The following is a 24,340-nucleotide window of genomic DNA, read 5'->3' as shown; positions in this document are numbered from 1 at the left end:
TCTACTCTTGACCTGTCACAATCTTCATGAACCGGTCACTGATCGTTTTTTTATTTTGTGAAACCCAATCGTAATCGTAGTCTACTTTTTTAATAGCATCGAGCGTAGGAAGCCCTTGAATGTTGCTTGCATCTTTCCTTACCGATCTGCGTAAAAATTCTTTCTGCAACAAGTTTTGAACACTCTTGCCTGCCGCAAAATCGATAAAGGCTTGCGCATTTGCTTGGTTTTTGCTTCCTTTTATAATCGCCATGCCGTCAGGTGTAGCAACCGTACCTTCGGATGGATAAACAATGCCTACAGGAGCCCCGCCTTCCACATAACGAAGTGCTGCCTCTTCCAGCGTAACGCCGATAGCAAATTCTTTATCGCCTACACCTTTATAAACAAGTCCAGAACTTGATAATAATTTCCCATCTAGATTCTTCACGAATTTCTTAACATAATCCCATCCCTGATTGTTGTCCTTGCCAAAAGCCGTGAGCATTGTGGCTAGCTGCGTGAAGGAAGAACTCGATTTCGCCGGATCTGCGAAGGCCATTTTGCCTTTCCATTTGGCATCCAGCAAATCATTCCAGCTCTTCGGCTTATCGGCTTCTGTGACAAGATCCTTGTTATACATGATGACCATCGGAAGTACGGTAAACGGGGTGTACAGATTATCCGCGCTCAGGTACGCCGATGAAAGGTTCGACTTTTCCTTGGTTTCGTAGGCTTGGAAGTAACCCGCATAAGATTTCAGCGATGCTGTATCGCCTCCAAAAAATACATCGCCTAAGGGATTCGCTTTCTCAGCTTCAACTCTTTTCAAGAGCTCTCCTGTGCCTCCGGAAATGAGCTCTACCTGCACACCTGTGAAATCCTGGAATTCTTTAACAATCGGATTATTAATGTCTGCTGTGTTTGGTGAATAGACCACCACTTTGCCGCTTAATTTGACCGGCTCGCTGGAAGCTGCTCCTGCTGCTTTCGGTTCAGCTGATGGACTAGCTGCTGCCTTCGCATTATCCGTTGGCGTTCCGCTTTTACTTGTATCCGCTCCGCATGCTGTCACCATCAAACTCATTGTTACTACCATCGACACACCCATTATTTTAAAACTTCTCATCCTAGCCTTGCCTCCTGTATGTTGTAGGTACATGCTAACTATAAAGCGATTGGAGGTGGGTAACAATGTGGTAACGATTCTGATTTGTACGCTAAATTTCAGTCGGATTATTAAGCTTTTGTAACTTCTCGCGAAAGCTTTTCTGTGGTTCTCCCGTCGCTCTTTTGAACAATTGGCTGAAATAACGTGAATCCTGATAACCGATCATAGCCGCAATCTCACCGATTCTCACTTCGGGTTCCATGAGCAGCTCCTTAGCCTTGTTAATGCGTAATTCAATGATATAATCCATGAAGCTTTTCCCAACCTTTTTCTTAAAAACCTTGCTAAACTTGCTCTCACTCATATGCAGTTGAAGCGCAAATTCGTACATAACAAGATCTTCTGTAAAGTGCTCGTGAATATAGTCCAGGATTTCATCAAGCTCACTCTTATTCTGATGTTTGCTGGCCATATAATTCCGCTGCACCTCACTAGCCATTTGTTCCAACCCATCCATCAGATGCTCCATCGAGGGCCTCTGACTCATATTTTCAAGAAATTGCTTCATATCAGGCAATCCAGTCGTATTTGGGAAATAACGTGTTAACAAGTTATACACCCCGAACGCCAATTGAATGCCAATCTGCTGCTGTCCAAGATGCTTGGACTCAGATTGCCATAACAAAACCTTGTACAAAGCTTGCAGTCTTTCCTTCAAGTTCGCTGCAGAACCCCATTTAACGGCTTCTACGAGTTCAGCCTCATCCCAACTCACGAAAGAATGAGCTTCACTTGCTATGGATGCATAGTGAATGAGCACGGATTGCCTATGCAGGGCCTGATAAAGCTGAGCCAAGCGAGCTTCCTCATAAGCCTGTGCCAGGGTGAGCAGACCATGGTGAACTTGACTTACGCTCACGGTTACATCCTGTTCGTGCTTAGACTCAATCACCTGCCGGAGCTCCGTTTCCCATTGCTTTTCGGCAGATTCTAATAGCAGCAGCGCATAGCTGCCCGCTCCCACCTGCACAGGCATAAGGAAGGAATAACCCGTGAGAACAGCACCGATAGCGGATAGCTCAAGAAGACTGCCCGTACCATGGCTAGCAGATGAACGGCTCTGCCCATAATCGATGATCGCCACTCGAAAGGCATGGAAGGACTCCAAGTTTCCTTGCAGATGCTCGTATAGCAAGTTCAAATCATCTGTACCAGCTTTATCGTTAAACAGATTATGGATCACTTTTTCCAGTATCAAAGGCTGGCTGGTTCTTTTCATGCTCTCCAGATTCTGGAGATAAGCTGCTTGTTGCCTTTTGGCTGCAAGTTTACTGGTGGTTTCACTAAAGGCTCTGCGGATTTCCACTGGATTGGATGGCTTTAAAAGAATGTCACTTGCTCCAAGCTTAAGAGCCTGCTGGGCGAAGGTAAAGTCGTCAAAGCCTGTTAGAAAAATCGCCTGAATATCCGGATATTTGCTATTAATGATGCCTACAAGCTCAAGCCCATCCATACCTGGCATCCGAATATCCGACAGTACAATATCAGGCCGAAGCTCTTCAATTCGCTTAAGCGCTTCTTCACTGTCAGCTGCATCAGCTACAATCACACATCCCATCTCTTGCCACGGTATTGTCCTCTTTAAACCTTCGCGCACAATCCACTCGTCATCAATGATCATCACTTTATACATTTACATCACCTTCGTGTAGGATTTGAGGTATTCTAATGATAACCGTCGTCCCTTGCCCCTGCTCACTTGTTATCGTTAACGAAGCCTCTTCGCCAAATTGGAGACTTAATCGCTTATGGATATTTTCCAGCCCAATTCCTGTGTTATCATTGTTCTTTGTCCGATTTGCCTGTAAAAGGGGATGCAGCAAAAATCCAATTCCATCATCCTCGATGAGAAATTGAACCTGTTTATCCATTAAGCTGCCTAAGATGCGCAGCGTACCTGGTCCCTTTTTATTTTCCAGACCATGAATAATGGCATTTTCCACGATTGGCTGAATCAACAACTTAAGGGTATACAACGGTAAAATAGCCTCATCGATCTCCATGATAATATGCAGCTTATCCCTAAACCTCAGTTTTTGAATCGATAAATAATGTTGAATTTGTTTGATATCTTCCTGGATGGTAATCACCTGATTCCCCTTGCGAATACTGTAGCGAAATAGCTCACCGAGGGAGATGACCGTTTCGCTGATCTCATCAATTTGGTGAATCCTCGCCATCCAGTTGATGGAATCAAGCGTGTTATATAGGAAATGGGGGTTTATTTGCGCCTGAATGGCTTTTAATTCTGCTTCACGAAGCTGCAATTGCTTCTCATAGTTTTCCTTGATTAAATATTTAATTTCTTCGACCATCCGATTAAAGCTTTGTCCCAATTGACCTACCTCATCTGTATATTTAGAAGGAAAAGAGACATTCATATCCCCTTTTTCAACTTTCCTCATCAGCAGCCGCAATTTGCGCAAAGGATCCGTAATTTGATTGGAAACTACATTAGCAAACCAATAAGCAGCAAGGATGCCGATTAACAGAACACCGAAGGTCAATATTCGTATACTCTCACTCTCTTTAATAACTTCTTTAACCGGTATCACACTCACCAACTTGAAGCCAGTTACTTCAGAAGTGTCATAAATGATTATTTTACGCGCACCATTCGTATCTGTTGATTGAAAATAACCTTTGGTCCCTTCCAGCACCTGTGGCAAATAATCAACCTGCAGCTTCGTCCCGATCTGGTGCTTTGGTCTGCTGGAGATCACGTTGCCGAACTTGTCCAGCATGAATATTTCTCCACCTGGGAATAAATGTGCTTTGGCATACTTATCTACGAAAGCAGATTCCATAATATCAATGACCAAATAACCTAAGGTTTCATTCGTTTCTATATTTTTCAATAAACGTCCCGAGCTAAGCGCTGTCCCGAAATCATATAGCTTTTTCAACGTGTAATGGGTATCCCAAACGGTATTCCCACCTGCAAGCTGTGCTTTGCGAAACAAGCCCCAGTCCGGGTCATACTGCCCATATTGTTTAGGCAGCACATCGCCTGTAAAGAAGCGCTCACCGTTCGCCCCTAGGATATAAATCTCGATATCCCAATTCTTGAAACCAATTAAGGATTCCAATATCGTTTTGATCCGCTGCTCGTCCCTGTACTTATCGGCTACACTCCGCTCTTCCCCGTTAACGGATAGTACTTGCTGAACATCGCTATTGCTGTATATATACATGGATAGCTGCTCCACATCGCTGATCACATAATTAATGCTGAATGTGATTTGCGAAAGACTTTCGAGGATTGTCTGATAGACCTTCTGCTGTACGGTATGGGATGCGTGGTTGTAGGACAGTAATCCAAGCGCAGTAAGAGGGATTACGGAGATGATCATGAACAGAATAATCAGCTTTCTTTTGAGATCCATACCAGCAATGCTCACGATAAATTTATTTAGCACTCTTCCATTCCTGCTTCCTTTATGACCCAATATCTTCCCATTGAGACCCCATTTTAGCATAAGATGATATTCGAAAAGTTGAATTTACATTCAATTTATATTACTGCTGAAGCATGCGTAGATCACCGCCTAAGCTTTCATGGAACAGGAAAAACCGTCAGGATATACTTACTCCTGACGGTCTTTATCGATTCTATTGAAGCCACGTGCTCCAAGTCACAACAACGAAGCTGGCAGCCAGTGTAAGAACACCGCCACTAGTCGCTAACTAGTTAAAGTACCTCGAATCCCACCAATAGCCGCTCACCCAACAAGCCCTTCCAAGTAGCTACTTTTTCTTACGGACTCTGCGGACATTATTCCGCTAAATTCGGCTGAATTGGAGGGGCTATCGGACTGAGGAGGCGCTATTTATGGATTTTACCGCTGTTCTAGCTAACTTCATGGCCGATAGCGGCTCATGAGTCCGTTAGATACTAAAACCAGCCTAAAAACAGCAAATAGAGTTATCTGAGTCCGTTAGCCTGCGACGAGTAGGCAGCTAATGCTCCTAATAGCTGGGGTTCCGGCTGAGAGAAGAATCCGAGTTCGTAACTCGGAGGGAGAATTAGAAAAGGAACCTGAGGGCACAAATAGCGCCCTCAGGTTCCTCTATTTTAAACCAACGGAGGTTTCGGCCCAGACGCGTTCTACCTATTCCTCAAATATACGCGTCAGCAAGGCGCCAAGCTCTTGCATCGCTTGCTCCTCTTGCTCGCCATCCACTTCCAATGTCACTTCGTCATTCTGCTGAATGCCTAGCGTCAGCATGCTAAGCGAGCTTTTGCCGTTAACTTTCTTCTCCCCTTTGATGACACTTACTTTGCAGGGAAACGTACCTACCTTTTGAACGAATACTTTGGTCGGGCGGGCATGAAAGCCGGATGGATTCAAGACCGTAAACGTTTGGGATATCATGCTAAATCACTCCTTGTCTTCTGTTCTACAAACTGTTTGATTTGAGTTTGGCTGCCCATCGCCAGAATCTGCTGGGTATAGCCGGCCCATTCGTTTTGAGAGGTCTTTTTAATTAAAGCTCTGGCAGGCAGAATCGAGCTGGCACTCATGCTGAATTCATGAAGTCCCATCCCGAGTAGAATCGGAATCGCATGCTCATCTCCAGCCATTTCTCCACACATCCCCACCCATTTGCCTTCCTTGCTCGCAGCTTGGATAACCATCTGGATTAAGCGAAGAATGGAGGGATGACAAGGTTGATAGAGGTAAGACACATTTTCATTCATCCGGTCCGCAGCCATTGTATATTGAATCAGGTCATTGGTTCCGATGCTGAAGAAATCTGCCTCTTTCGCCAAATAATCAGCTGCTATGGCTGCTGCAGGCACCTCAATCATAATCCCAACTTCAATGTCCGCTGACACGGGAATTCCCTCTTGCATAAGCTTCTCTTTCTCTTCTTGCAGCAATTGTTTGGCAGCCAGCAGTTCATCCATGACAGCAATCATAGGGAACATGATTTTCAACTGCCCATAGCTGCTTGCTCTCAGAAGAGCTCTTAGCTGCGTACGGAACAGGTCCTCTTGGCTCAAGCATAAACGCACCGCACGTAAACCTAGAAATGGATTGCTTTCTATTGGAAGCTTCATATAAGGCAGTTCTTTGTCTCCGCCAATATCAAGGGTGCGTATGACGACAGGCTTGTTGTTCATTCGCTCCAACACATGTTTATAAATCTGGAACTGCTCTTCCTCACTAGGCAGCGCGCTGCGCCCCATATAGAGGAATTCGGTTCGGAATAATCCGATCCCTTCCGCTCCATTGGCAAGAACTTTTTGCAAATCTTCCACACTGCCAATGTTGGCAGCCAGCTCTACACGATGGCCATCCGAAGAAATTGTCGGCTCATGGATGAGCTTGCGCAGCTGGGCTCTTCTCTCGTCATACGATGCTTTACTCTTCTGATACGTCTCAACTTCCTGCTCACTTGGCGCGACCAGTACAACACCCTCAACCGCATCCAGGATAAGCATCGTACCTGTTACGATGTCTTGAGCTCCTTCACCAGCACCAACAACCGCCGGCACCTCCAGGGAACGAGCCATGATTGCAGAATGAGAAGTACGACTGCCCACCTCGGTAACAAAGCCAAGCACATAATCAAGATTTAATTGCGCTGTATCCGAAGGCGTCAAATCATCTGCGATCAGAATGCAGGGCTCATTAATAGCCGATATCGCTGCATAGGATATACCGCGAAGCTTACTCATAATACGTCCTGTGACGTCACGAACATCTGCCGCGCGCTCCCGAAGCAGCTCATTATCCATGGCACTGAGCACTTCAATAAAACTGCTTGCAACTTCATGCAATTTATATTCAGCATTCATGCTTTCATCTTGTATGCTTTCTATGATGGCATCTATATAATCAGGATCTTCAAGCAGCATCAAATGCGCTTCGAAGATTTCCGCTTTTGCCGCGCCCATTCGTTGTTCCGTCAACGCTTTAATCTCTTCTAATTCTAGTTTGGTGTCTTCCACAGCTTTGCTAAAACGAAGGATCTCCTGATCCTTGTCGGCCACTTCCTCAGCCACGGGCTCGTAATGCTCCTTATTCAATCGAAAAGCTTTGGCCAGCGCAATGCCCGGGGAAGCAGCTATGCCGGTTAGACGTCCAGTTATCCTATTCGCCATGAGAAAACTCCCCTTTCTTTAAGAACTAACCGTTTGTTTGAATTGTTCGTAATGCGTTAGAATCAGCTGATGAATGGGATGCTCTTCACCGATAGTCGTATACTTGGTAATCGTTTGGGCAAGCCCAAGCTCCTGCAAATCCGCTTGAATTTGGACAGCCTCAGGATCTGCAGCGTCTTGAAATAAGAAGGCAGCAGCCATGACCATCGCGAGATATGTTGGGGTCATCCCTAGATCATACCCTTGTAAAGCGGGTCTGACCAGCCTGTCATTAACAGATAACTTACGAATCGGCGATCTTCCTACACGGGCTACATCATCAATCAAGTAAGGGTTCGTAAATCTTTGCAATATTTTATCTATATAGATCTCATGCTGGGCAAGCTCGAAGTCATGCTTCTTAATCAGTATAGAACCCGTCTCATGCATAACATGCTTGACTAATGAAGCAATTTGCGGAAGAGCCATCGCCTCTTGAATCGTCGCGTAGCCTTGCAGGTATCCTAAATAAGCAGCGCTGCAATGTCCCGTATTTACGGTGAACAGTTTACGTTCAATGTAAGGCTCTAACGTCTTGACATAATGAACGCCAGCTATGCGTGTGAAGCCTTCCAGCATTTGCGACTCATCAACAACCCATTCATAGAATGGCTCCACTGTAACTTCAAGCGGGTCCTCATTATGCTGAATAGGCACGATTCGATCCACAGCAGCATCGGGGAAGGCAACGGCAGCATCCGCTTTCGTGCGAAGCTCTTCACTTAACAAAGCATAAACGTGCTCTTTGAGCTGCGTGCTTCCGCCAATCGCATTCTCACACGCGATGATGTGCAGCGGCTTCGCTCCCCTAGCGATCCTTAGCTCGATCCCTTTGGCAATGCCGCCCGCGATATGCTTCAGGATATTGACCCCAACCGCGGTTGTCACCAGATCGGCCTCTGCCACTGCTTCAGCCACTGCTTCTAGATTCTTGCCGTTAATAGCTGTTACACCTGCAACCGTGTAGGTCTCTTGCGCTTCATTAGCCAATCGCACCGTGTACGATTTTCTTTCCTGCAGTTGCTCCACCAAGACATCATTAACATCTGAGAAGATAACTTCATAACCGGCTTGTGACAAAAGCAAACCTATGAAGCCTCTTCCAATGTTTCCAGCTCCAAAATGTAAAGCCTTCATCCTTCCATCCCGCTTTCGAAAATCTTCACCATCGCTTCAGGTGTAGAAGCTTGCATAATTAGCTCGATGTTCTCATCTTCCGAGCAGATCATCGCTACATTGGTCAGAATGTCCAGATGATCATTCCCCGCGGCCGCAATGCCAATGACCAAGTTAGCTGTCTCTCCGTCGCCGAAGTCCACACCATCTGGAATTTGAACAATGGACAGCCCCGTCGAAAGTATCAATGATTTGGAGTCCTGCGTGCCATGTGGAATGGCTAACCCATTGCCCATGAAAGTAGATAATGTTTGCTCTCTCTCGATCATCTTATCGATATAACCTGCAGAAGCATGACCTGCATCTACTAGCAATTGGCCTGCCATTCGAATGGCCTCGAATTTATCTTTGGGTTTAGCATTCAGCTTTACTTTATTGGTTGATAAAATACTCATCGTAGATCTCTCCCCATATCCGATTTATTTTTTAGTCTCTAGGAAAGCTGCTAGCTCTTGGGATAAAAACTGTTTAATCGCTGACTGGCTGCCCAATTTCAACAATTCAATCATTTCTGGGATGAGCAGGAAAGAGCTAATTTCACTTAGCACTTCCAAACTCTCCTTCGAAAGCTCCTGCGGACCGAGCATGAGCAGCATTTGTCTAACACCCGAATTTTTCTCGTCATCTAACGGCAGATCATTCGTTAATCGAAACAAGGTGAAGGAAGGCTTTCTAACCAGCTCACTTCGAATATGAAAAAGCGCAAGACCCGTGTCAGGAATCACCTGACTGCTTAACTTTTCCCTCGCAAGCAGGAGGTCAACGATCGGTTTCACATCATCCATGACACCGGATCTACTTACATAGCTGCATATATCATGCAAGGCGTCTTCCAAGTCTTCATAGCTTTGCTCGATGTGATAAACATTAAATTGATCAATAATGCTAACAATTTCATTAATATAGTACTGGATACGATGCAATCGATCTCTGGTGCCTGCCTCAGGCTGCTTTTGGATTGGTTCAGCAGACTCTTTTTGCAATGTCACATTTTGAATAAAAAGCCTTAACCGCTCTGCCTCATCTTTCGTCAATAGCGGACTGAGCTTCATGTACTGGTCTGAAGGAAGTGGAAGATCGACTGTCGATATAATCAAATCGTAGTCCTTCTCAGGAATACGCGCGGCTTCAAACCAGGAAGCATTGCCAACAATATGGATTTGCGGCAGCTCCTTTGTTAGGCGTACAGCCAGCATTTTGGAAGTGCCTATCCCGCTTGTGCAGACCAGAATTGCCCTCACATTTCGCTTAAACTGTTTCTGCCGTTCGATGGAAGCACCGAAATGCATGACCAGGAACCCGATTTCTTCGTCTGGTATAGCAATTTCACTGATGGTCATATCGACGGCTTCCCGAATGGCTTCGAACAGAACCTCATAATCTTTCTTAATTTGTGTCAAAAGCGGATTGCGAATCGTGGCCCCTGCCAATAGCCGCTTAATGGCGGACTCCAGATGACTCAGCAGTCCTTCTTTCAAGGAGCGATCGTCGCTGAACGGGACTCCTAGACTTCTTTCCATCCTGCGGACTAGCTTCCACACCATTTCCATGTAGCTCAGCTCATCGATTGGAAGCAGCAAGTTGGAATGTGGTGCAACAGTTGGCTCCAGCAGTTCAGCAATATACGATATTTCGGCTGCTGCTAACTGGATTGGAATCACTTTGGACAGGTGATCAATTGTATGAGTAAGCAGTTTGCTAGGAAGTGTCGAGTGATGATCACTATTCACTTCGATCTGTCGGCCCAACTCAATTCTGGCAATCGTGATGGAGAGGGAGATGAGTAAATTGGTATACGCCTCCTCCGATATTTCGCTTAAGCCTTCATCTTCAGCCAGCCAAAGCGCTTCTTCCACCTTAGTGAAATTCTCTTTTCCAATAAGCTTCAACAGCTTTTGTGCCAATGGCGCCTGCTGGTTCTCACTTTTTCCAAAGAGATCAGACTCATCAAGCCCGTTCTTCGCAAGTCGCAAGATCATCCTACGCTTGTTAGATTCTGTCCCGCTCAGTTCAACCCCATAACCTCTTTTGCGAACGAGGGTGAGATTAGACCTTCTGACCCAGGGATCTAATTCATCCAGGTCATTCGTGATGGTAGGAATCGTGACAGCTAAATCATGCGACAACGTGAAAAGCTTAACGGGTTCCTCCTCCTGAAGCAGCAAGCATAGGAGCAGCATCCTGCGTTCCTCCGCTGAATACTCCACATCCACCCCGCCATCTAACAGGTTCCTCAAAATCTCTAGATGATCGGGTTCTGCTAGTAGTTGAATGCCTTTACCCGATTTCTTGCGAAGCCTTATGCCGTAAGTTTCCATAATCGTCTCTAACTCAGACAATTCTCTATGAACAGTTCGAGTGCTTACGTTAATTTCAGCAGCAATCTCTCCCGCCGTAATGTCATCCCTTTGATTCATTAACAGCTCAAGGATTTGCCGATGCCTGTTTGAGAGGCTCATGATTATTCTCCTCACGAACAAAATGGAGATAACGCCGGCAAGATGCCAGCGTTAGATGCCTATATTTAACCCAGTCGTTTCACAAGCTCATCATATTCCGGGCTTTTCATGAAATTCTCAATGGAAATATGTTCAGCCTGCGGTGCTTTGTTGCGTGCGCGATCTGTTAAGGATTTATGCGTAATCACGATATCAGCATCGACTGGGATATCATTAATTGCGGTATTGACCACGGTAATGTTAATGGCAGCTTCTTTCATTTTTTTTCTTAAAATAGAAGCTCCCATTGCGCTTGATCCCATGCCTGCATCGCAGGAGAAAACGATTTTCTGTACATGGTTTACAGCCTTCGTGACAGGAACATCCAAACGTTCTGCCGCTGCCGCTGCTGCTGCAGGGGCTTGCTTCATTTCTTTCATTCTTGCTGTAGCCTGTTCCAAATCTTCACTTTCCGTTTGCTTCGTTGTTTTCAACAACAGAGCACCTACCCCGAAAGAGACGATTGCCGAGGTGATGACGCCGCTGAAAATCGGCAGCATCCCGCCTTTTGGAGCCATGGCGATGTAAGCAAAAATGCTTCCCGGTGAAGGAGGTGCAACCAGACCTGCATTGAATAGGGAGAACGTGAACGTACCCGTCACGCCACCTGCGATCACAGCTAGAATAAGGCGCGGATTCATCAGGATGTATGGGAAATAAATTTCATGGATACCGCCGAAAAAGTGGATAATCGCTGAACCTGGAGCGGAGAGCTTAGCGGCACCGCGTCCAACGAGCCAATAGGCTAGCAGAATACCAAGTCCTGGTCCAGGATTAGACTCTAGCATGAACAGGATGGACTTTCCTGTTTTGGATGCTTGATCAAGAGCGATTGGGCTCAGAACACCATGGTTAATCGCGTTGTTCAAGAACAACACCTTACCTGGTTCAATAAGAACGTTCGCCAGTGGAAGCAAGCCTGCATTGACTAGCGCTTGAACTCCGGAAGCAAGCGCTTTGCTCACGACCTGAACAGCAGGGCCGACAACTGTGTAAGCCAGAACGGCCAAGATGGCTCCTATGATCCCGGAAGAGAAATTGTTAACCAGCATTTCGAAACCGGATTTGATTTTACCCTCAATCGTTTTATCGAACTGCTTAAGCACCCACGCGGCGAAGGGACCTACAATCATTGCCCCCATAAACATCGGAATATCGGTTCCAATGACGACCCCCATCGTGGTTACTGCCCCGATGACACCACCACGTGTGCCATGAATCATCGTACCTCCCGTATACCCAATCAGGAGCGGAAGTAGATAGGTTATCATTGGACCTACAAGCTTAGCCAAATATTCATTTGGAATCCAGCCTGTCGGTATAAATAAAGCCGTAATCAATCCCCAAGCGATAAACGCCCCAATATTAGGCATCACCATGCCGCTCAAGAAACGACCGAAACTTTGCACTTTCACCCGGAATCCACCGGACGATGCTTGCTTTTGTGCAGCAATCTCACTCATTAGAATAACCTCCCTTTGTCTGTTTCATGATCCTATCGTAATGCAAAAACGCTTTCACGATCAATCAAATCAAAATCCCTTTTCGTCATGAATGATGTTGACATGATTTAAACCTGCCGCCATAGAACCTTCCGTTAGCGTGCAAAAGACAGCTGGTTCATTCACCAGCTGCCTCATCCATTTGATGTATTTATTTAAGTCCAAATCCCATGCCATACACGCCAGGAAATTCAATTTCTTTTCCAAGCTTCTTGGCTGCTTCGAGTGTCCAATAAGGATTTCTTAACATCCCGCGGCCCACAGCCACGAGATCTGCTTCTTCGTTACCGATCACGGCATTGGCTAAGGCTGGATCATCTAATCGTCCTACAGCTATAACAGGTACGTTGAGCGCATTCCTAATTTCTCTTGCCATTGGAACCTGATACGCAACGTGGGTGCCGGGTCTACCATGAGCAAGAATAGGTCCTTCTCCACCGGAACTGATATGAAACAGGTCTACACCCGCTTCCTTATATACTTTGGAAAAGGCAATACTTTCCTCAAGGCCATAACCGCCATCCACATATTCTCTGGCTGATACACGCATGAAAAGCGGCATGTCTTCCGGCATCACACTTTTGACGGCGCGAATAACTTGCTGGCCGAACAATGGCAAATCTTTGCCATATTCATCCGTGCGTTTGTTCGTATACGCAGACTGGAACTGATGGATCAAGTAGCCATGAGCTCCGTGTATTTCGATTGTATCTACGCCAGCCTTGATAGCACGCTCCGCTGCCAAACGATACTTTTCTACCAATTGCTTAATTTCGTCTGTTGTCAGCGCGCGCGGGGTTTTGTACGTCTCTGTCTCATCGAAAGGAATGGCGGATGGCGCTACCGGAGTCTCGGCGTGTTCCGCTTTACGTCCAGCATGAGCAATCTGAATGCCTATTTTTGCTCCATATTGGTGGACAGCATCCACAATTCGTTTCAAAGGAGCGATTTGCTCGTCCGACCATAACCCAAGGTCAAAATCGGTAATCCGGCCGTCCGGCTCAATATCTGTCATCTCAATGATAATAAGTCCTGCACCGCCAATTGCGCGGCTAAGATAGTGATTATAATGCCAATCGTTTACGATACCGTCATTATTCCTGACAGCATATTGACACATCGGTGGCATGACGACACGATTTTTGAGTTCCAGACCTTTTATCTTATATGGTGTAAATAAATGATTCATTTGTTATTCCTCCTCATCGTTACTACTAGCATAACCATCAGACATGGCAATATCCCATGTAGATAGCATGTCAGATAGATCGTTTATTTCATCACGGGATGGTAACGGCAACCATAAAATTACCTCCCCTTGCATAAATAATTTGATCATGAAATGCAAAAGATCATCTTAGCAATACCTTGCGTTTGCCGTATCCATACTGTAACATCTCAAAGCTGAGAATCGAACTACCGTTAAGTTAGGTGAGGAATAACATAAAGTTATGGGGGATGGACGTGAAGATCGAATGGTTAGAAGCCTTCTGTCAGACGGCTGAAACGAAAAGTTTGACGAAAGCTAGCGAAATCCTGCATATTAGCCAGCCCGCCTTAAGTAAACAAATTCGCAACTTGGAGGATGAACTCGGCACACAATTATTGATGCGTTCATCCACCGGCGTGACGCTGACGCAGCCTGGCCTGATTTTACTCGAACGAAGCAAGAAAATTATGAATGATCTGAATGAGATGAGAAAAGAGATTACGTTAAGTCAAGATGAGGGCAAAGATGAGCTTATTATTGGATCTTGGCCAAGCATTGCGACTATTTTCTTGCCTGGCCGTATGGCGGCTAATCAAGAGGCCAACATGGCGTTCAAAATCAGGGTTTTTTACAGTTTTTTTGACTTGCTAAAAAATATAGAAAACGGCACCATAGATGCCGCCTTATTCGATGACAGAGGCGTACAGCATAACTTTCACACGGCACCTCTATTCAAAGAAAGTTTCTACTTATTTGCCAATATCAATCATCCCGTATACGGAAATAAAGAAAATGTAACATTTGATGAGATAAGGAACGACTCCTTTGTCATGTTGCCTGAGGGATGTGATATTAGGATGTTGATTGAGAAGGAGTTTTCAACGAGAGATGAAACCTTACATATTGCGTTAGAAATTGAACTAGGGCAAAGCATCCTTGGTTTTGTTCATGCCAACCTCGGCATCACGATTTTGCCTGAAATCTTCATCATTCAAGCCAAATCTACGATTAAAGCCATTCCCATTACTGATTTTGGATTAACCCGTCAGATTTCAGCTATTACTCGTGAGAAATCTACAAGTAGACAGTTGTTAACTCTACTTAATCCGAATTCAAGCCCATAAATAGACTAGATCTCGGCTCGCCTTCATTTTGCTCACACACATTCTTAATAAATTCATTGATGACGAGTGTGTGCTTATGCTTGGACTTAAATCCAATTAATATTTCGTTATGAACCATCATATCTTCGAAAACCATTTTGTATTTAGGCTGTGTAACGATCTGTTGCTTAAGAATATGGGTTGGGAGCATGCTCATCCCGGCCCCTTCTTCGATTGCCTTTAGAATTAAATCCCAACATGGGATAACATGGGCTGGATTAATGAGAGGTCCCGATTTGAAAAACTCTTTCCAGTACCTTCGTATAATAGGAAGATCAAGACCAAAGCTTATCCACCTTTGCTCCGAAAGCCACCGCTCCCTATCCTTCAGAAGAGGAAATTCCGGAACGACCGTGTCCATTGGTGCAACGATGACGAAGCTCTCTTCCATAAGCCGTACATATTCAATACCCGGCATCAATAATTGCTGATTGGTTAAAATAATATCCACACGTTCCTCTTTGAGAAGCTCAAATGTTTGGTCCGCATATCCAAAGTACGTTGTCGTATTTAATTCCGTTCCCGATAGAAGAGGCAATATTGTCTCTGTGAACAATTCCGGTGCTGCACCGATTTTGATCGTATTCATTGTTGGTGATAAATGTAATTTTAAGCCCATTGTCTTTTCTTCCAAGGACTCAATCAGAGGTGCTAGATGGGAATAAAGCTGCTTTCCTCGTTCAGTTGGTACCATTTTTCGTGAAGTTCGAGTGAACAGCGGTTCACCTACTTCAGATTCAAGGCAAGCAAGGTGTTGACTCATCGCCGGCTGGGTCATGATCCGTGTCTTAGCAGCCTCTGAAACTGAGTTGTGCTTAAAAATGGCAATAAAGCTTCTGTACCATTCAAAATCGACCATAGCCACTCCTTCCTTCTTTTATAATGAACCGAATAACGCAATAATACGGTTATATGAAATGGGTTTCTCTTTCCGAATATCTAGTGAAAAATCCACACTAGTAATTGTAAGATTTTCTCACACACACAACAAATCAAGAAATAAAGAAACATAAATAAATTTATTTATACACGGGTTAATTAATATTATCTCTGATACTTACAGTAACACCGCGAATTCGAGAATTGTACTTCTATTAAGTTAGGGTAGGCATAACTTATCGTTATGACAAGTGTGGAATAAAAAACAAACTTACACGTGACATCCATGTAAGCTCGTCCTTTTTATTTATCCTTCAAGTTTGTAATTCTGACGAACATAGGCTTTAGTAAACCCTGCACGGTGATAGTTATTATAAGACTTATTCGTGCTTTCCTGGCCTTCAGGAGGCTGGCCAGTTTCAGCTGTAAAGCCAATTACCCCTGCCTTTATCCCGGATAACAACCGCTGCTTGATTAGAGCGCTTTGTGCTCCTCGGCCGCGGTAGTCAGGCAACGTTGCATCAATGCCGAGCCACGCCCAGTTGTTATCCATATACATAGCCCCCGCAGCAACAGGGATATCTCCATCATACGCGATATATGCTTTCCAATTTGGTCGTCCAACTATGGCAGATAAGTAGGGGATCACTGTTGGGGGCAGACCAAATCCAGCCTGCGCAACTCTACCAAATTCTTCCGCATTGTGCGGCTCAACGAGACGTACGTCTAGCGTAGTAGGAATTGCATGATCCTCCACAAGCCTAGAACATCTATAAAACTTTGCCAAACCATTGCCAACGTTCTTAAAGCCTCTTGCGATAATCCATTCGGTAAGCTTCGTTTCAGGAAGAGCATTAGGAGAAACTTGCAAAGCATAAGTTGGCGTTGCATGCTCATTCATCCACGAAATGGCCTGATCCAACTCTTCTTCATTGACAGCCTTTTCAATCCCCAATCCAAAAATGCGGTTGAATTCCGTGATTGGCACCCCTAAATCTGCAATGCCTACAATCGCACCTAAGCGCGTATAGGAAACCTTTGAACTCTTCACATAATCTGCCGGAGCAGCAACAGCCAGATCCAACCAAGCTTCGCGTTCAACGATCTCAATAAGAGCAGTTACCGTATTACTCATGGTGTTTTTCATTGGAATCTCCTTTTGCCTTTTACAATTTTTATAACTAAACAGTATTTTATGCTAAATTGAATTCATAGAACAAATCATATATCTATGGATTACTTATAAAAATACTTATAAGACTTATTTGCAAAACATAGAAAAATAAGACTGTCTCTTTGGCCTAATTAATCCATTGAGACAGCCCCATTTTTACCTACCACATGAATATTATGAGTGTATTACAAGGAATTTTTCAAAATTTTTCTGACGTCTTCGTTCGTAAGAGGTACATATTTACCGATTTTTTCGTTAATCATAGCCCTTTGCGTCATCAACTCAATTTCCTTATCATCTATCCCATAGTCTGAGAGATTCGTAGGCGCTCCGATGGATGTCCAGAATGCGCGGAGAGACTGGATCGCTTCCGCTGCCAATTGAGCATCCGTTTTGCCTGCCGGGTCCAAATCGAATACACGAACGCCTAACTGGGCGACTTTCTCCGGACGAGTAGCCGCGACATGTTCCATCCAGCGCGGGAAGAGAATCGCGAGTCCTCCGCCATGTGGGATATCGTGGACAGCTGACACCGCATGTTCAATATAATGCGTCGCCCAATCCGTATTAACGCCCATTGCCGTTAGTCCGTTCAAGGCAAGCGTTCCATTTAACAACATAACTTCGCGATATTCGTAATTGCTTAGATCATTCACGAGTTTAGGTGCCATTTCGATAACGGTGTGCAGAATCGCTTCACCGATTCTTTCTTGTAGCGGCGCATTGCTCGAAGCATGGAAATACTGTTCGAAGACATGGGACATAATATCAACAATGCCGTATACCGTTTGATCCCGTGGTACAGAGAAGGTAAGCTCTGGATCTAGAATACTGAATCTTGGATAGACGTGAATGGAGTTGAACGATTCCTTCGCATTCTCTTCCCAATTCGTTATGACGGAATTTCCGTTCATTTCTGAGCCTGTTGCCGCTAAAGTTAGCACAGTGCCAATCGGAACCGAACTTGGCAGCACTTTTTCCTTCTTGTGCACGATATCCCATACATCACCGTTATATGGCACGCCAGCGGCAATTGCTTTTGCACAATCAATCACACTGCCGCCGCCGACTGCAAGAATGAAATCAAGCTGATTTTCTCTAATAAGGCTTATTCCTTTTCTCACCGTCGTTAATCGCGGATTCGGTTCAACACCGCCTAGTTCAACAACACTAGCGTCCATCTCTTTCAATTCACGGATAACTTTATCATAAAGGCCACTTTTTTTAATGCTGCCACCGCCGTACAATAGCAAAATCCGTTTGCCATAAGCAGGGATTTCTTTTTGCAAACTGCTTATTTGACCTTTTCCAAATATAAGCTTAGTCGGATTATGAAACTGAAAGTTTTCCATTTTCGTTGTATCCCCCTAATTAATTTAGTTGACGAATTACGGCTTGCGCGGCACTTTCTGCCGATTGTGGATTTTGACTTGTAATGAGATTCCCATCTACTTGAACATTATCTGTCCAGTTCGGTGACCAGACCACATTAGCTCCCAATTCGCGAAGGCGTGTTTCTAGTAAAAATGGCATGTATTTATCTAGAGTCGTTTCTTTCTCTTCATCATCGGTAAAAGCCGCAATCGTTTTGCCTGCTACAAGTGGCGTACCATCCGATAGCTTCACCCCTACAAGGGCTGCAGGACCGTGGCACACGGCAGCAACGATTTTGCCGGCTTCATATAAGGTGCGGATCATCGACTGAAGAATCTCGTTGTCCGGCATATCAAACATAGTGCCGTGACCACCAGGAATGAAGATGGCATCATAAGCATGAATATCATCCACGTTTTCCAGCTTGATCGTATCTTGCAAATATTTGCCCATATCTAACAATTCTTGCGACGCGCCTTCCAAACTTCTATGATCCAGAGGTACCTTTCCACCCAGTGGGCTTGCTATAGTCACCTCATATCCTTCCTTGGTAAAAGCGTTATAAGGTTCTACAAATTCTGATAGCCATAGGCCTGTGCGCTCAATCTCATTTATTTTATCGGCAGTCGTAACTACGACTAGAACACGTTTTGTCATTATCATTTCCCCCTCAAACTAAAGTATTGGTTCCGTTCTGCGTCTTAGCAACATCCATCTGGAACTGACTTACGAATGATATTATTGCCTCTAAGACGCTTATTACACATCTAAAAAACGAATGTGGCTATATTTTTAATTACAGGACAGCAGCTACATTCGATTCGCCTGTTGTTTCGGCGGTAAAGCTACTTTAACACTCAGGCGCTGTGGATTGTACTACAGGTATGTTGGGGGAGACATAAAGAAAGGTTATGAGGCCCGACATCCGTGCAGGAAGATCAATAAGCTATGAATAAAAATACTTATACCATTCATGCGATTTCGTTATTTGTTTGATGAAATTCTAAGATTTACAATGATGAAGTGCAATTTCAGCATGCAAACCTCCACAGATCGATGGCGGTTAATCTCTTACCAAGTGAGGTCAAACCATGATAAGCACTCCAGAATTGATTAAACAAAACATGATTCATATTATGAAGCTAATGAGTGACTCCAGTCCTCGCATGACATACGTGAAGGCACCGCAAGTGGTTCGTTACGAAAGCGATCTCGCTCATTCGCTGTTCAATCGCATTATCGCTTATAAAGGATTGCAAGCCGAAGATGCTTTGAGCGACATCGCATCGATCGCCAGCCATTATAAGTCATCGAAGCTTCCTTTCTCTTGGCTCAACTGGTCGCATGACAGTGACGCTGCCGAGCTGGCCAGCGTACTAGAGGAACAAGGACTTAAAAAGTCCGGTCACTCCCCTGGTATGGCACTCTCCCTTGAAGATTGGACCTATCAAGCTCCAGCCATCCCTAGCTTTGTCATCAAGCCTATCCTAGCAAATTCGGAACTGTCATGGTTCAAAGAGATTGCGCTCCCTGCTTTCGGCTTGCAAGGAGAACTTGGCGATGCATTTACACAAGTTAACGCCGTACTAGGAATCGGTGAACATGCCCCATTACGCCATTATGTCGGGTTCCTGGATGGCCGTCCTGCCGGCGTTGTTACCGCCTTTCAAGACGGAGAAACGCTAGGTATTTACAATGTTGCTACATCGGAAGAATTCCGCCGCAGAGGCATCGGAAGTGCTTTGACAGCCCATGCTATTCGGGAAGGACAAGCCGCCGGCAGTAAGCAAGCCGTATTGCAGTCAAGCGACATGGGAGTTAGCGTGTATCGAGCACTCGGATTCAAAGAAGAGGTCATCATCGATTTTTATATAGGATAACAGAGGCTAATTCATGAACAGCATTCCTGAAGCAATCAAGCAGCACTTGATCTATAATAGAGAGCAATTAAGCCTTTCCTGCTCCCGTATCACATTCGAGCGTTCGCCAAGGGTCATACGGTATGAATCGGATCTCGCTCATCCGCTAGGCAACCAAGTTGTTTCCTATATAGGAGCATCACCCGAAAGCAGCTTAAATGAAATCGGCCAGATCATTGCGCAGTACAAAGAACGAAATCGTCTATTATCTTGGCTGACATGGTCGCATGACGCCGGTAATCAGGATTTGGAGCGTGCCTTAGAAGAAAAAGGATTGAAAAGGGCAGCCAGCTTCACGGGCATGGCGCTCAACCTGGCAGATTGGACGTATTCGGATCCCACAATTCCTGACTTCGCTATCAAATGGGTGCAAGCGAAATCGGACTTCACCTCATTTAGGGAGATTGTACTTCCCCCATTTGGTCTTCATGGAGAAATTGGGGAAGTGATTACACATTTTAACGAATCATCCGGATTCGGCGAGCAACCTATCTGTCGTCATTACTTCGCTTTTCTAGATGGTCGTCCCGTTGGCGCAGCTTCTGCTTTCTATAACGGTGAGACCATCGGAATCTATAACGTCGCCACTTTGGAAGCGTACAGAGGCCTGGGTATCGGCAGCGCTTTGACCGCTTATGCCATTCGCGAAGCAAAAGCCGCTGGCGCTGCTCTCGCCGTGCTTCAATCCAGCGAAATAGGGCTGGGCATTTATCGGAAACTTGGATTCCAGGATGAGGTTGAGATTGGGTATTATCTTGGGTAAATAAAATGACAAAACGGAGCCCGCATTCCGCGGCGCTCCGTTTTTAGTTTCTGACTTCATTGTAGTCTTATATTCACATGAACCCTGGCTCTTTCTTCCCCATTCTCACTGTTGTATGGGAAAACGCTCATTTTCCAATGATTAGGGACAAGAAATCTAAACAATTGAAATTGTTCCGCGCTAAGCATCACATTTTGAAAGGTAGACTCTACAATGTCGTAGTCTTCCCCCTCAAGTTTATTAAACTTGATTCTAAGTAAATTCTGAATGCCGCCGAACGTGATAAAGCTGAATTGGTAGCCATCGTTTATTGCCGATAATAAGGTTTCCTTATGCTCAGTGCTGTAAGTCATAAAACCTTCCCAATTCACCACGGTATCGACTAATCCTTCTAGCTCCGCCTCATTGTTTCGTTCTACGATCTCAGCTATTTCAGGTTTCGAATACCCTTTGGCGCGTAACATTTCCAGTCGCAGCGCATAAGGTTGCGGTAACTTAACGATCGGCATGTACTCCCCTCATTTCTCATGCATAAGTTAGATCCTTTACACCAAATGACAAGCAACGAAATGGTTTCCCCCCACATCTCGGAATGCAGGCACTTGTTCCTTACATACGGCGGTTGCATAAGGGCACCTTGTATGGAACTTGCAGCCTGAAGGCGGGTTCGCCGGGTTTGGAATATCACCTTTTAACAGGATTCTCTCGCGCTTTAATTTAGGGATGGGGACGGGAATTGCGGACAGCAGTGCTTTGGTATAAGGATGGAGCGGATTACGGAACAGTTCGTCCCTCGAAGCTGTCTCCACCATAGATCCAAGATACATGACCCCGATTCGGTTGCAGAGATGCTCGACCACACTGAGATCATGAGAAATGAACAGGTAGGATAAATCCCGCGTCTCCTGCAGCTTGCGAAACAAGTTGATGATCTGCGCTTGAATGGATACGTCCAAGGCGGAGACTGGCTCGTCGGCGATGATCAACTCCGGTTTCAACACAAGTGCACGAGCGATGCCGATCCGCTGACGCTGCCCTCCGGAGAACTCATGCGGGAAACGATCAATATGATAGCTCGATAGACCGCAGGATTCCAGCACTTCGAGCACGCGATCCCTGATTTCTTCCTTAGGCACGAGACCATGATCAAGCAGCGCTTCACCAATGGCCTCACCGACTCTGACTCGAGGGTTCAGTGAGCTGTACGGGTCTTGGAAAATGAGCTGCATCTTGGGACGCAGCTTTCGCAGTTCATCGCTTGGCAGCTTGTGCAGATCAATCCCCTTGAACTTCACTTCCCCAGCCGTCTTCTCTGTCAGACGAAGAATCGTACGTCCAACCGTGCTTTTTCCACTGCCTGACTCGCCGACTAGACCAAATGTTTCTCCTGGCCCAAGCTCTAAACTGATGCCATCAACAGCTTTCACATGGCCAACAGTTCTGTTCAGTAATCCGGATTTAATTGGAAAGTATTTTTTCAAATCATGCACACTTAATAGTGGCTCAGACACGATTCATCGCCTCCTCATACAGCCAGCAGGCGGCTTTTTGCCCTTTTGCAACTTCCTTTAAAGGAGGAGACTTGATCCGGCAGATGTCCATGCAGTGCTCACAACGATCATGGAAATAACACGACTCTCTCAGTTCGAGCGGATTGGGCACCTGTCCAGGAATGGAGTATAACTCCTCCAGCCGCTGATTGATCACCGGCTTCGATTTTAAAAGCCCTCGTGTGTAAGGATGCTGCGGATTCTGAAAGAGCTCGACAACCTCTCCTTCTTCGACGACTTTACCGACGTACATAACAACCACATAGTCCGCCATCTCCGCAACCACACCCAGATCATGCGTAATTAAGAGAATAGACATTTGAGCCTCATCTTTGAAAAGCCTGAGCAGATCCAGAATCTGCGCTTGGATGGTTACATCAAGTGCAGTCGTTGGCTCATCGGCGATAAGCAGCTTCGGACCACAGGAAATCGCGATCGCAATCATGATTCGCTGCAGCATGCCGCCGCTTAACTCGTGCGGATAACTCCCGAATATTTGCTCAGCCCGTGAGATCCCGACCTTGTCGATCAACGCGATTGTTCGCTCTTTGGCTTGCTTCCTGCTTAACTTCTGATGCTCAATAAGCGGCTCCATCAGTTGTTGACCTATGGTCAACACTGGATTCAGCGAGGACATCGGCTCTTGGAAAATCATGGCGATTTCCTTGCCACGGATTGCTCGAAGCTGACTTTTGTTAAAGTTCAGCAAATTCTCGCCTTGGAAAGAAATCTTGCCGCCAGCGACCTTGCCCGCCGGTCCTTCAATTAACCCCATGACAGACAAAGCGGTAATGCTTTTGCCACTTCCGGATTCGCCGACAATACAAACGGTTTCTCCTTGCCTTACATGCAGGCTTACATCGTCAACCGCTTTGACGACGCCACCCTCCGTTTGAAAATAAGTTCGTAGGTGTTCTATCTCAAGCAGATCACTCATCGGATGCAGGTCACCTACCTTTTCTGTTTCGGATCCAGCACGTCACGCAGACCATCACCGAATATGTTAATGGCTATAACTGTAATAAAAATCGAGAAGCCTGGCGGAATCCATAGCCATGGCCGCTCCTGAAAATCGATCAAATTATTCGCTGCATCGATCATATTGCCCCATGTAGGGGTTGGCGGCATAACCCCGAGTCCGAAGAAGCTAAGCACCGACTCGCTTAGGATGGCTCCCCCAATGTTCAGCGTAGCGATCACGATGAGCAGCGGAATTAAATTAGGCAACAAGTGATTAAACAATTTGCGGCGATCACGCAAACCAAGAACAACGGTCGCCTGCATGAATTCTCTTTCCCGAAGACTGAGCATCTGGCCACGAATCATGCGGGCAAGACTCGGCCAACCCACGATACTGAGCATCAGCATAACGATATACATGCGGCTGCCTGTGGGTACTTTCCATTCAGAAAGCAAGGCTCCAAAAATGAACAATAAAGGCAAGTGCGGTATGGTTAACAGCAAGTCAGAGATCCGCATAATGATTTGATCTGCTATTCCTCTGTAGTAACCCGCTATAGCTCCAAGAAGCGTACCAATCGCCACAGATAGTACCATTGACGCTAGTCCAACCGTTAACGAAATGCGCCCGGCTTGCAGCACTCGCGTCAATACATCACGGCCTAACCCATCGGTTCCGAGCCAATGCTTCAAGCTTGGGGCCTTATTCATCATCGCCATATTAATTTTGCCATTCGTATAGGGAGAGAATAATGGCCCCAAGAAGCAGGCTAGAAACATAATCACGACGACAATTAAGCCAAATACAGCTAATTTATTTCTGAGTAAACGCCTGAACGATTGTCTCCATAATGATGATGCCATAACGATG

General features: G+C 45.5%; 22 protein-coding genes. 3 read left to right on the top strand and 19 right to left on the bottom strand.

Features of this window, described 5'->3' with window-relative positions; genetic code table 11:
* Position 1: 1 nt before the first annotated feature.
* The 11 genes from GQF01_RS26255 to GQF01_RS26210 all read right to left on the bottom strand — a co-directional run bounded on the left by GQF01_RS26255 (position 2) and on the right by GQF01_RS26210 (position 13,666).
* Positions 2 to 1,108 (bottom strand): ABC transporter substrate-binding protein, encoded by a 1,107-nt coding sequence (locus GQF01_RS26255; RefSeq protein WP_161409834.1) that lies wholly within the window; start codon positions 1,106 to 1,108, stop codon positions 2 to 4.
* Positions 1,109 to 1,199: 91 nt separating this feature from the next.
* On the bottom strand, positions 1,200 to 2,783 hold the full coding sequence (locus GQF01_RS26250; RefSeq protein WP_161409833.1) for a response regulator transcription factor: 1,584 nt from the start codon (positions 2,781 to 2,783) through the stop codon (positions 1,200 to 1,202).
* Positions 2,776 to 4,551, bottom strand: a complete 1,776-nt coding sequence (locus GQF01_RS26245; protein WP_328803530.1) for a cache domain-containing sensor histidine kinase — start codon at positions 4,549 to 4,551, stop codon at positions 2,776 to 2,778. Before GQF01_RS26245 ends, GQF01_RS26250 begins: the two co-directional genes overlap by 8 nt.
* A gap of 711 nt (positions 4,552 to 5,262) precedes the next feature.
* Positions 5,263 to 5,526 carry an HPr family phosphocarrier protein gene (locus GQF01_RS26240; protein WP_127449032.1) on the bottom strand — a complete coding sequence of 88 codons (264 nt, stop codon included), beginning with the start codon at positions 5,524 to 5,526 and terminating at the stop codon, positions 5,263 to 5,265.
* Positions 5,523 to 7,250 (bottom strand): phosphoenolpyruvate--protein phosphotransferase, encoded by a 1,728-nt coding sequence (gene ptsP / locus GQF01_RS26235; protein ID WP_161409960.1) that lies wholly within the window; start codon positions 7,248 to 7,250, stop codon positions 5,523 to 5,525. Before ptsP ends, GQF01_RS26240 begins: the two co-directional genes overlap by 4 nt.
* Positions 7,251 to 7,280: 30 nt before the next feature.
* Positions 7,281 to 8,438 carry a mannitol-1-phosphate 5-dehydrogenase gene (locus GQF01_RS26230; protein WP_161409831.1) on the bottom strand — a complete coding sequence of 386 codons (1,158 nt, stop codon included), beginning with the start codon at positions 8,436 to 8,438 and terminating at the stop codon, positions 7,281 to 7,283.
* Complete coding sequence (locus GQF01_RS26225; RefSeq protein WP_161409830.1) at positions 8,435 to 8,872, bottom strand: PTS sugar transporter subunit IIA; 438 nt, start codon at positions 8,870 to 8,872, stop codon at positions 8,435 to 8,437. Before GQF01_RS26225 ends, GQF01_RS26230 begins: the two co-directional genes overlap by 4 nt.
* A gap of 24 nt (positions 8,873 to 8,896) precedes the next feature.
* Positions 8,897 to 10,936, bottom strand: coding sequence for a BglG family transcription antiterminator (locus GQF01_RS26220; protein ID WP_161409829.1), 2,040 nt, complete (start codon positions 10,934 to 10,936; stop codon positions 8,897 to 8,899).
* Positions 10,937 to 11,001: 65 nt separating this feature from the next.
* Positions 11,002 to 12,438: a PTS mannitol transporter subunit IICB gene (locus GQF01_RS26215; RefSeq protein WP_161409828.1), complete on the bottom strand. Its 1,437-nt coding sequence runs from the start codon at positions 12,436 to 12,438 to the stop codon at positions 11,002 to 11,004.
* Positions 12,439 to 12,507: 69 nt separating this feature from the next.
* Positions 12,508 to 12,642 carry a hypothetical protein gene (locus tag GQF01_RS36715; protein ID WP_268894381.1) on the bottom strand — a complete coding sequence of 45 codons (135 nt, stop codon included), beginning with the start codon at positions 12,640 to 12,642 and terminating at the stop codon, positions 12,508 to 12,510.
* Positions 12,629 to 13,666, bottom strand: coding sequence for an NADH:flavin oxidoreductase/NADH oxidase (locus GQF01_RS26210; RefSeq protein ID WP_161409827.1), 1,038 nt, complete (start codon positions 13,664 to 13,666; stop codon positions 12,629 to 12,631). Before GQF01_RS26210 ends, GQF01_RS36715 begins: the two co-directional genes overlap by 14 nt.
* Positions 13,667 to 13,908: 242 nt before the next feature.
* Between GQF01_RS26210 and GQF01_RS26205 the strand changes: the two genes are divergently transcribed.
* Entirely contained in the window at positions 13,909 to 14,811 is a 903-nt protein-coding gene (locus GQF01_RS26205) for a LysR family transcriptional regulator (RefSeq protein WP_161409826.1), read from the top strand.
* Here GQF01_RS26205 and GQF01_RS26200 read toward each other — a convergent pair.
* The 4 genes from GQF01_RS26200 to GQF01_RS26185 all read right to left on the bottom strand — a co-directional run bounded on the left by GQF01_RS26200 (position 14,789) and on the right by GQF01_RS26185 (position 18,934).
* A complete protein-coding gene (locus tag GQF01_RS26200) occupies positions 14,789 to 15,709 on the bottom strand; it encodes a LysR family transcriptional regulator (RefSeq protein ID WP_161409825.1) in 921 nt (306 codons plus the stop codon). The two genes, GQF01_RS26205 and GQF01_RS26200, sit on opposite strands and share 23 nt — an antisense overlap.
* Positions 15,710 to 16,036: 327 nt before the next feature.
* The gene (locus GQF01_RS26195) at positions 16,037 to 16,876 is read right to left on the bottom strand and encodes a GNAT family N-acetyltransferase (RefSeq protein WP_161409824.1); all 840 of its coding nucleotides are present in this window, start codon (positions 16,874 to 16,876) and stop codon (positions 16,037 to 16,039) included.
* 212 nt (positions 16,877 to 17,088) lie between these two features.
* Positions 17,089 to 18,255, bottom strand: a complete 1,167-nt coding sequence (locus GQF01_RS26190; protein WP_161409823.1) for an iron-containing alcohol dehydrogenase — start codon at positions 18,253 to 18,255, stop codon at positions 17,089 to 17,091.
* A 19-nt stretch (positions 18,256 to 18,274) separates the two neighbouring features.
* Entirely contained in the window at positions 18,275 to 18,934 is a 660-nt protein-coding gene (locus tag GQF01_RS26185; protein ID WP_161409822.1) for a type 1 glutamine amidotransferase domain-containing protein, read from the bottom strand.
* Between the two features lie 452 nt (positions 18,935 to 19,386).
* Here GQF01_RS26185 and GQF01_RS26180 point away from each other — a divergent pair, with 452 nt between their 5' ends.
* Both GQF01_RS26180 and GQF01_RS26175 read left to right on the top strand, forming a co-directional pair.
* The gene (locus tag GQF01_RS26180) at positions 19,387 to 20,157 is read left to right on the top strand and encodes a GNAT family N-acetyltransferase (protein ID WP_161409821.1); all 771 of its coding nucleotides are present in this window, start codon (positions 19,387 to 19,389) and stop codon (positions 20,155 to 20,157) included.
* Positions 20,158 to 20,170: 13 nt separating this feature from the next.
* Entirely contained in the window at positions 20,171 to 20,959 is a 789-nt protein-coding gene (locus GQF01_RS26175) for a GNAT family N-acetyltransferase (protein WP_161409820.1), read from the top strand.
* 56 nt (positions 20,960 to 21,015) lie between these two features.
* Here the strand turns inward: GQF01_RS26175 and GQF01_RS26170 are convergent, their stop codons facing one another.
* Genes GQF01_RS26170 through opp4C form a run of 4 tightly spaced genes read right to left on the bottom strand, consistent with a single transcriptional unit; the run spans position 21,016 to position 24,333 of the window.
* Complete coding sequence (locus GQF01_RS26170; protein WP_161409819.1) at positions 21,016 to 21,468, bottom strand: hypothetical protein; 453 nt, start codon at positions 21,466 to 21,468, stop codon at positions 21,016 to 21,018.
* A gap of 36 nt (positions 21,469 to 21,504) precedes the next feature.
* Positions 21,505 to 22,470: an ABC transporter ATP-binding protein gene (locus GQF01_RS26165; protein WP_161409818.1), complete on the bottom strand. Its 966-nt coding sequence runs from the start codon at positions 22,468 to 22,470 to the stop codon at positions 21,505 to 21,507.
* Complete coding sequence (locus tag GQF01_RS26160) at positions 22,463 to 23,446, bottom strand: ABC transporter ATP-binding protein (RefSeq protein WP_161409817.1); 984 nt, start codon at positions 23,444 to 23,446, stop codon at positions 22,463 to 22,465. Before GQF01_RS26160 ends, GQF01_RS26165 begins: the two co-directional genes overlap by 8 nt.
* A 14-nt stretch (positions 23,447 to 23,460) precedes the next feature.
* Positions 23,461 to 24,333: an oligopeptide ABC transporter permease gene (gene opp4C / locus GQF01_RS26155; RefSeq protein ID WP_161409816.1), complete on the bottom strand. Its 873-nt coding sequence runs from the start codon at positions 24,331 to 24,333 to the stop codon at positions 23,461 to 23,463.
* Positions 24,334 to 24,340: the final 7 nt, after the last annotated feature.

The organism is Paenibacillus silvestris (assembly GCF_009882985.1).
GTDB lineage: Bacteria > Bacillota > Bacilli > Paenibacillales > NBRC-103111 > Paenibacillus_E > Paenibacillus_E silvestris.
This window is presented reverse-complemented; position numbering and strand designations above follow the sequence as displayed.

Bases quoted from the DNA above. Each gene is read 5' to 3' on its own strand.
- GQF01_RS26255 (WP_161409834.1), bottom strand. From the start codon at position 1,108: ATGAGAAGTTTTAAAATAATGGGTGTGTCGATGGTAGTAACAATGAGT.
- GQF01_RS26175 (WP_161409820.1), top strand. From the start codon at position 20,171: ATGAACAGCATTCCTGAAGCAATCAAGCAGCACTTGATCTATAATAGA.
- GQF01_RS26195 (WP_161409824.1), bottom strand. From the start codon at position 16,876: ATGAAAAACACCATGAGTAATACGGTAACTGCTCTTATTGAGATCGTT.
- GQF01_RS26220 (WP_161409829.1), bottom strand. From the start codon at position 10,936: ATGAGCCTCTCAAACAGGCATCGGCAAATCCTTGAGCTGTTAATGAAT.
- GQF01_RS26225 (WP_161409830.1), bottom strand. From the start codon at position 8,872: ATGAGTATTTTATCAACCAATAAAGTAAAGCTGAATGCTAAACCCAAA.
- GQF01_RS26250 (WP_161409833.1), bottom strand. From the start codon at position 2,783: ATGTATAAAGTGATGATCATTGATGACGAGTGGATTGTGCGCGAAGGT.
- opp4C (WP_161409816.1), bottom strand. From the start codon at position 24,333: ATGGCATCATCATTATGGAGACAATCGTTCAGGCGTTTACTCAGAAAT.
- GQF01_RS26160 (WP_161409817.1), bottom strand. From the start codon at position 23,446: ATGAGTGATCTGCTTGAGATAGAACACCTACGAACTTATTTTCAAACG.
- GQF01_RS26170 (WP_161409819.1), bottom strand. From the start codon at position 21,468: ATGCCGATCGTTAAGTTACCGCAACCTTATGCGCTGCGACTGGAAATG.
- GQF01_RS26190 (WP_161409823.1), bottom strand. From the start codon at position 18,255: ATGGAAAACTTTCAGTTTCATAATCCGACTAAGCTTATATTTGGAAAA.
- GQF01_RS26210 (WP_161409827.1), bottom strand. From the start codon at position 13,666: ATGAATCATTTATTTACACCATATAAGATAAAAGGTCTGGAACTCAAA.
- GQF01_RS26215 (WP_161409828.1), bottom strand. From the start codon at position 12,438: ATGAGTGAGATTGCTGCACAAAAGCAAGCATCGTCCGGTGGATTCCGG.
- GQF01_RS26240 (WP_127449032.1), bottom strand. From the start codon at position 5,526: ATGATATCCCAAACGTTTACGGTCTTGAATCCATCCGGCTTTCATGCC.
- GQF01_RS26185 (WP_161409822.1), bottom strand. From the start codon at position 18,934: ATGACAAAACGTGTTCTAGTCGTAGTTACGACTGCCGATAAAATAAAT.
- GQF01_RS26230 (WP_161409831.1), bottom strand. From the start codon at position 8,438: ATGAAGGCTTTACATTTTGGAGCTGGAAACATTGGAAGAGGCTTCATA.
- GQF01_RS26200 (WP_161409825.1), bottom strand. From the start codon at position 15,709: ATGGTCGATTTTGAATGGTACAGAAGCTTTATTGCCATTTTTAAGCAC.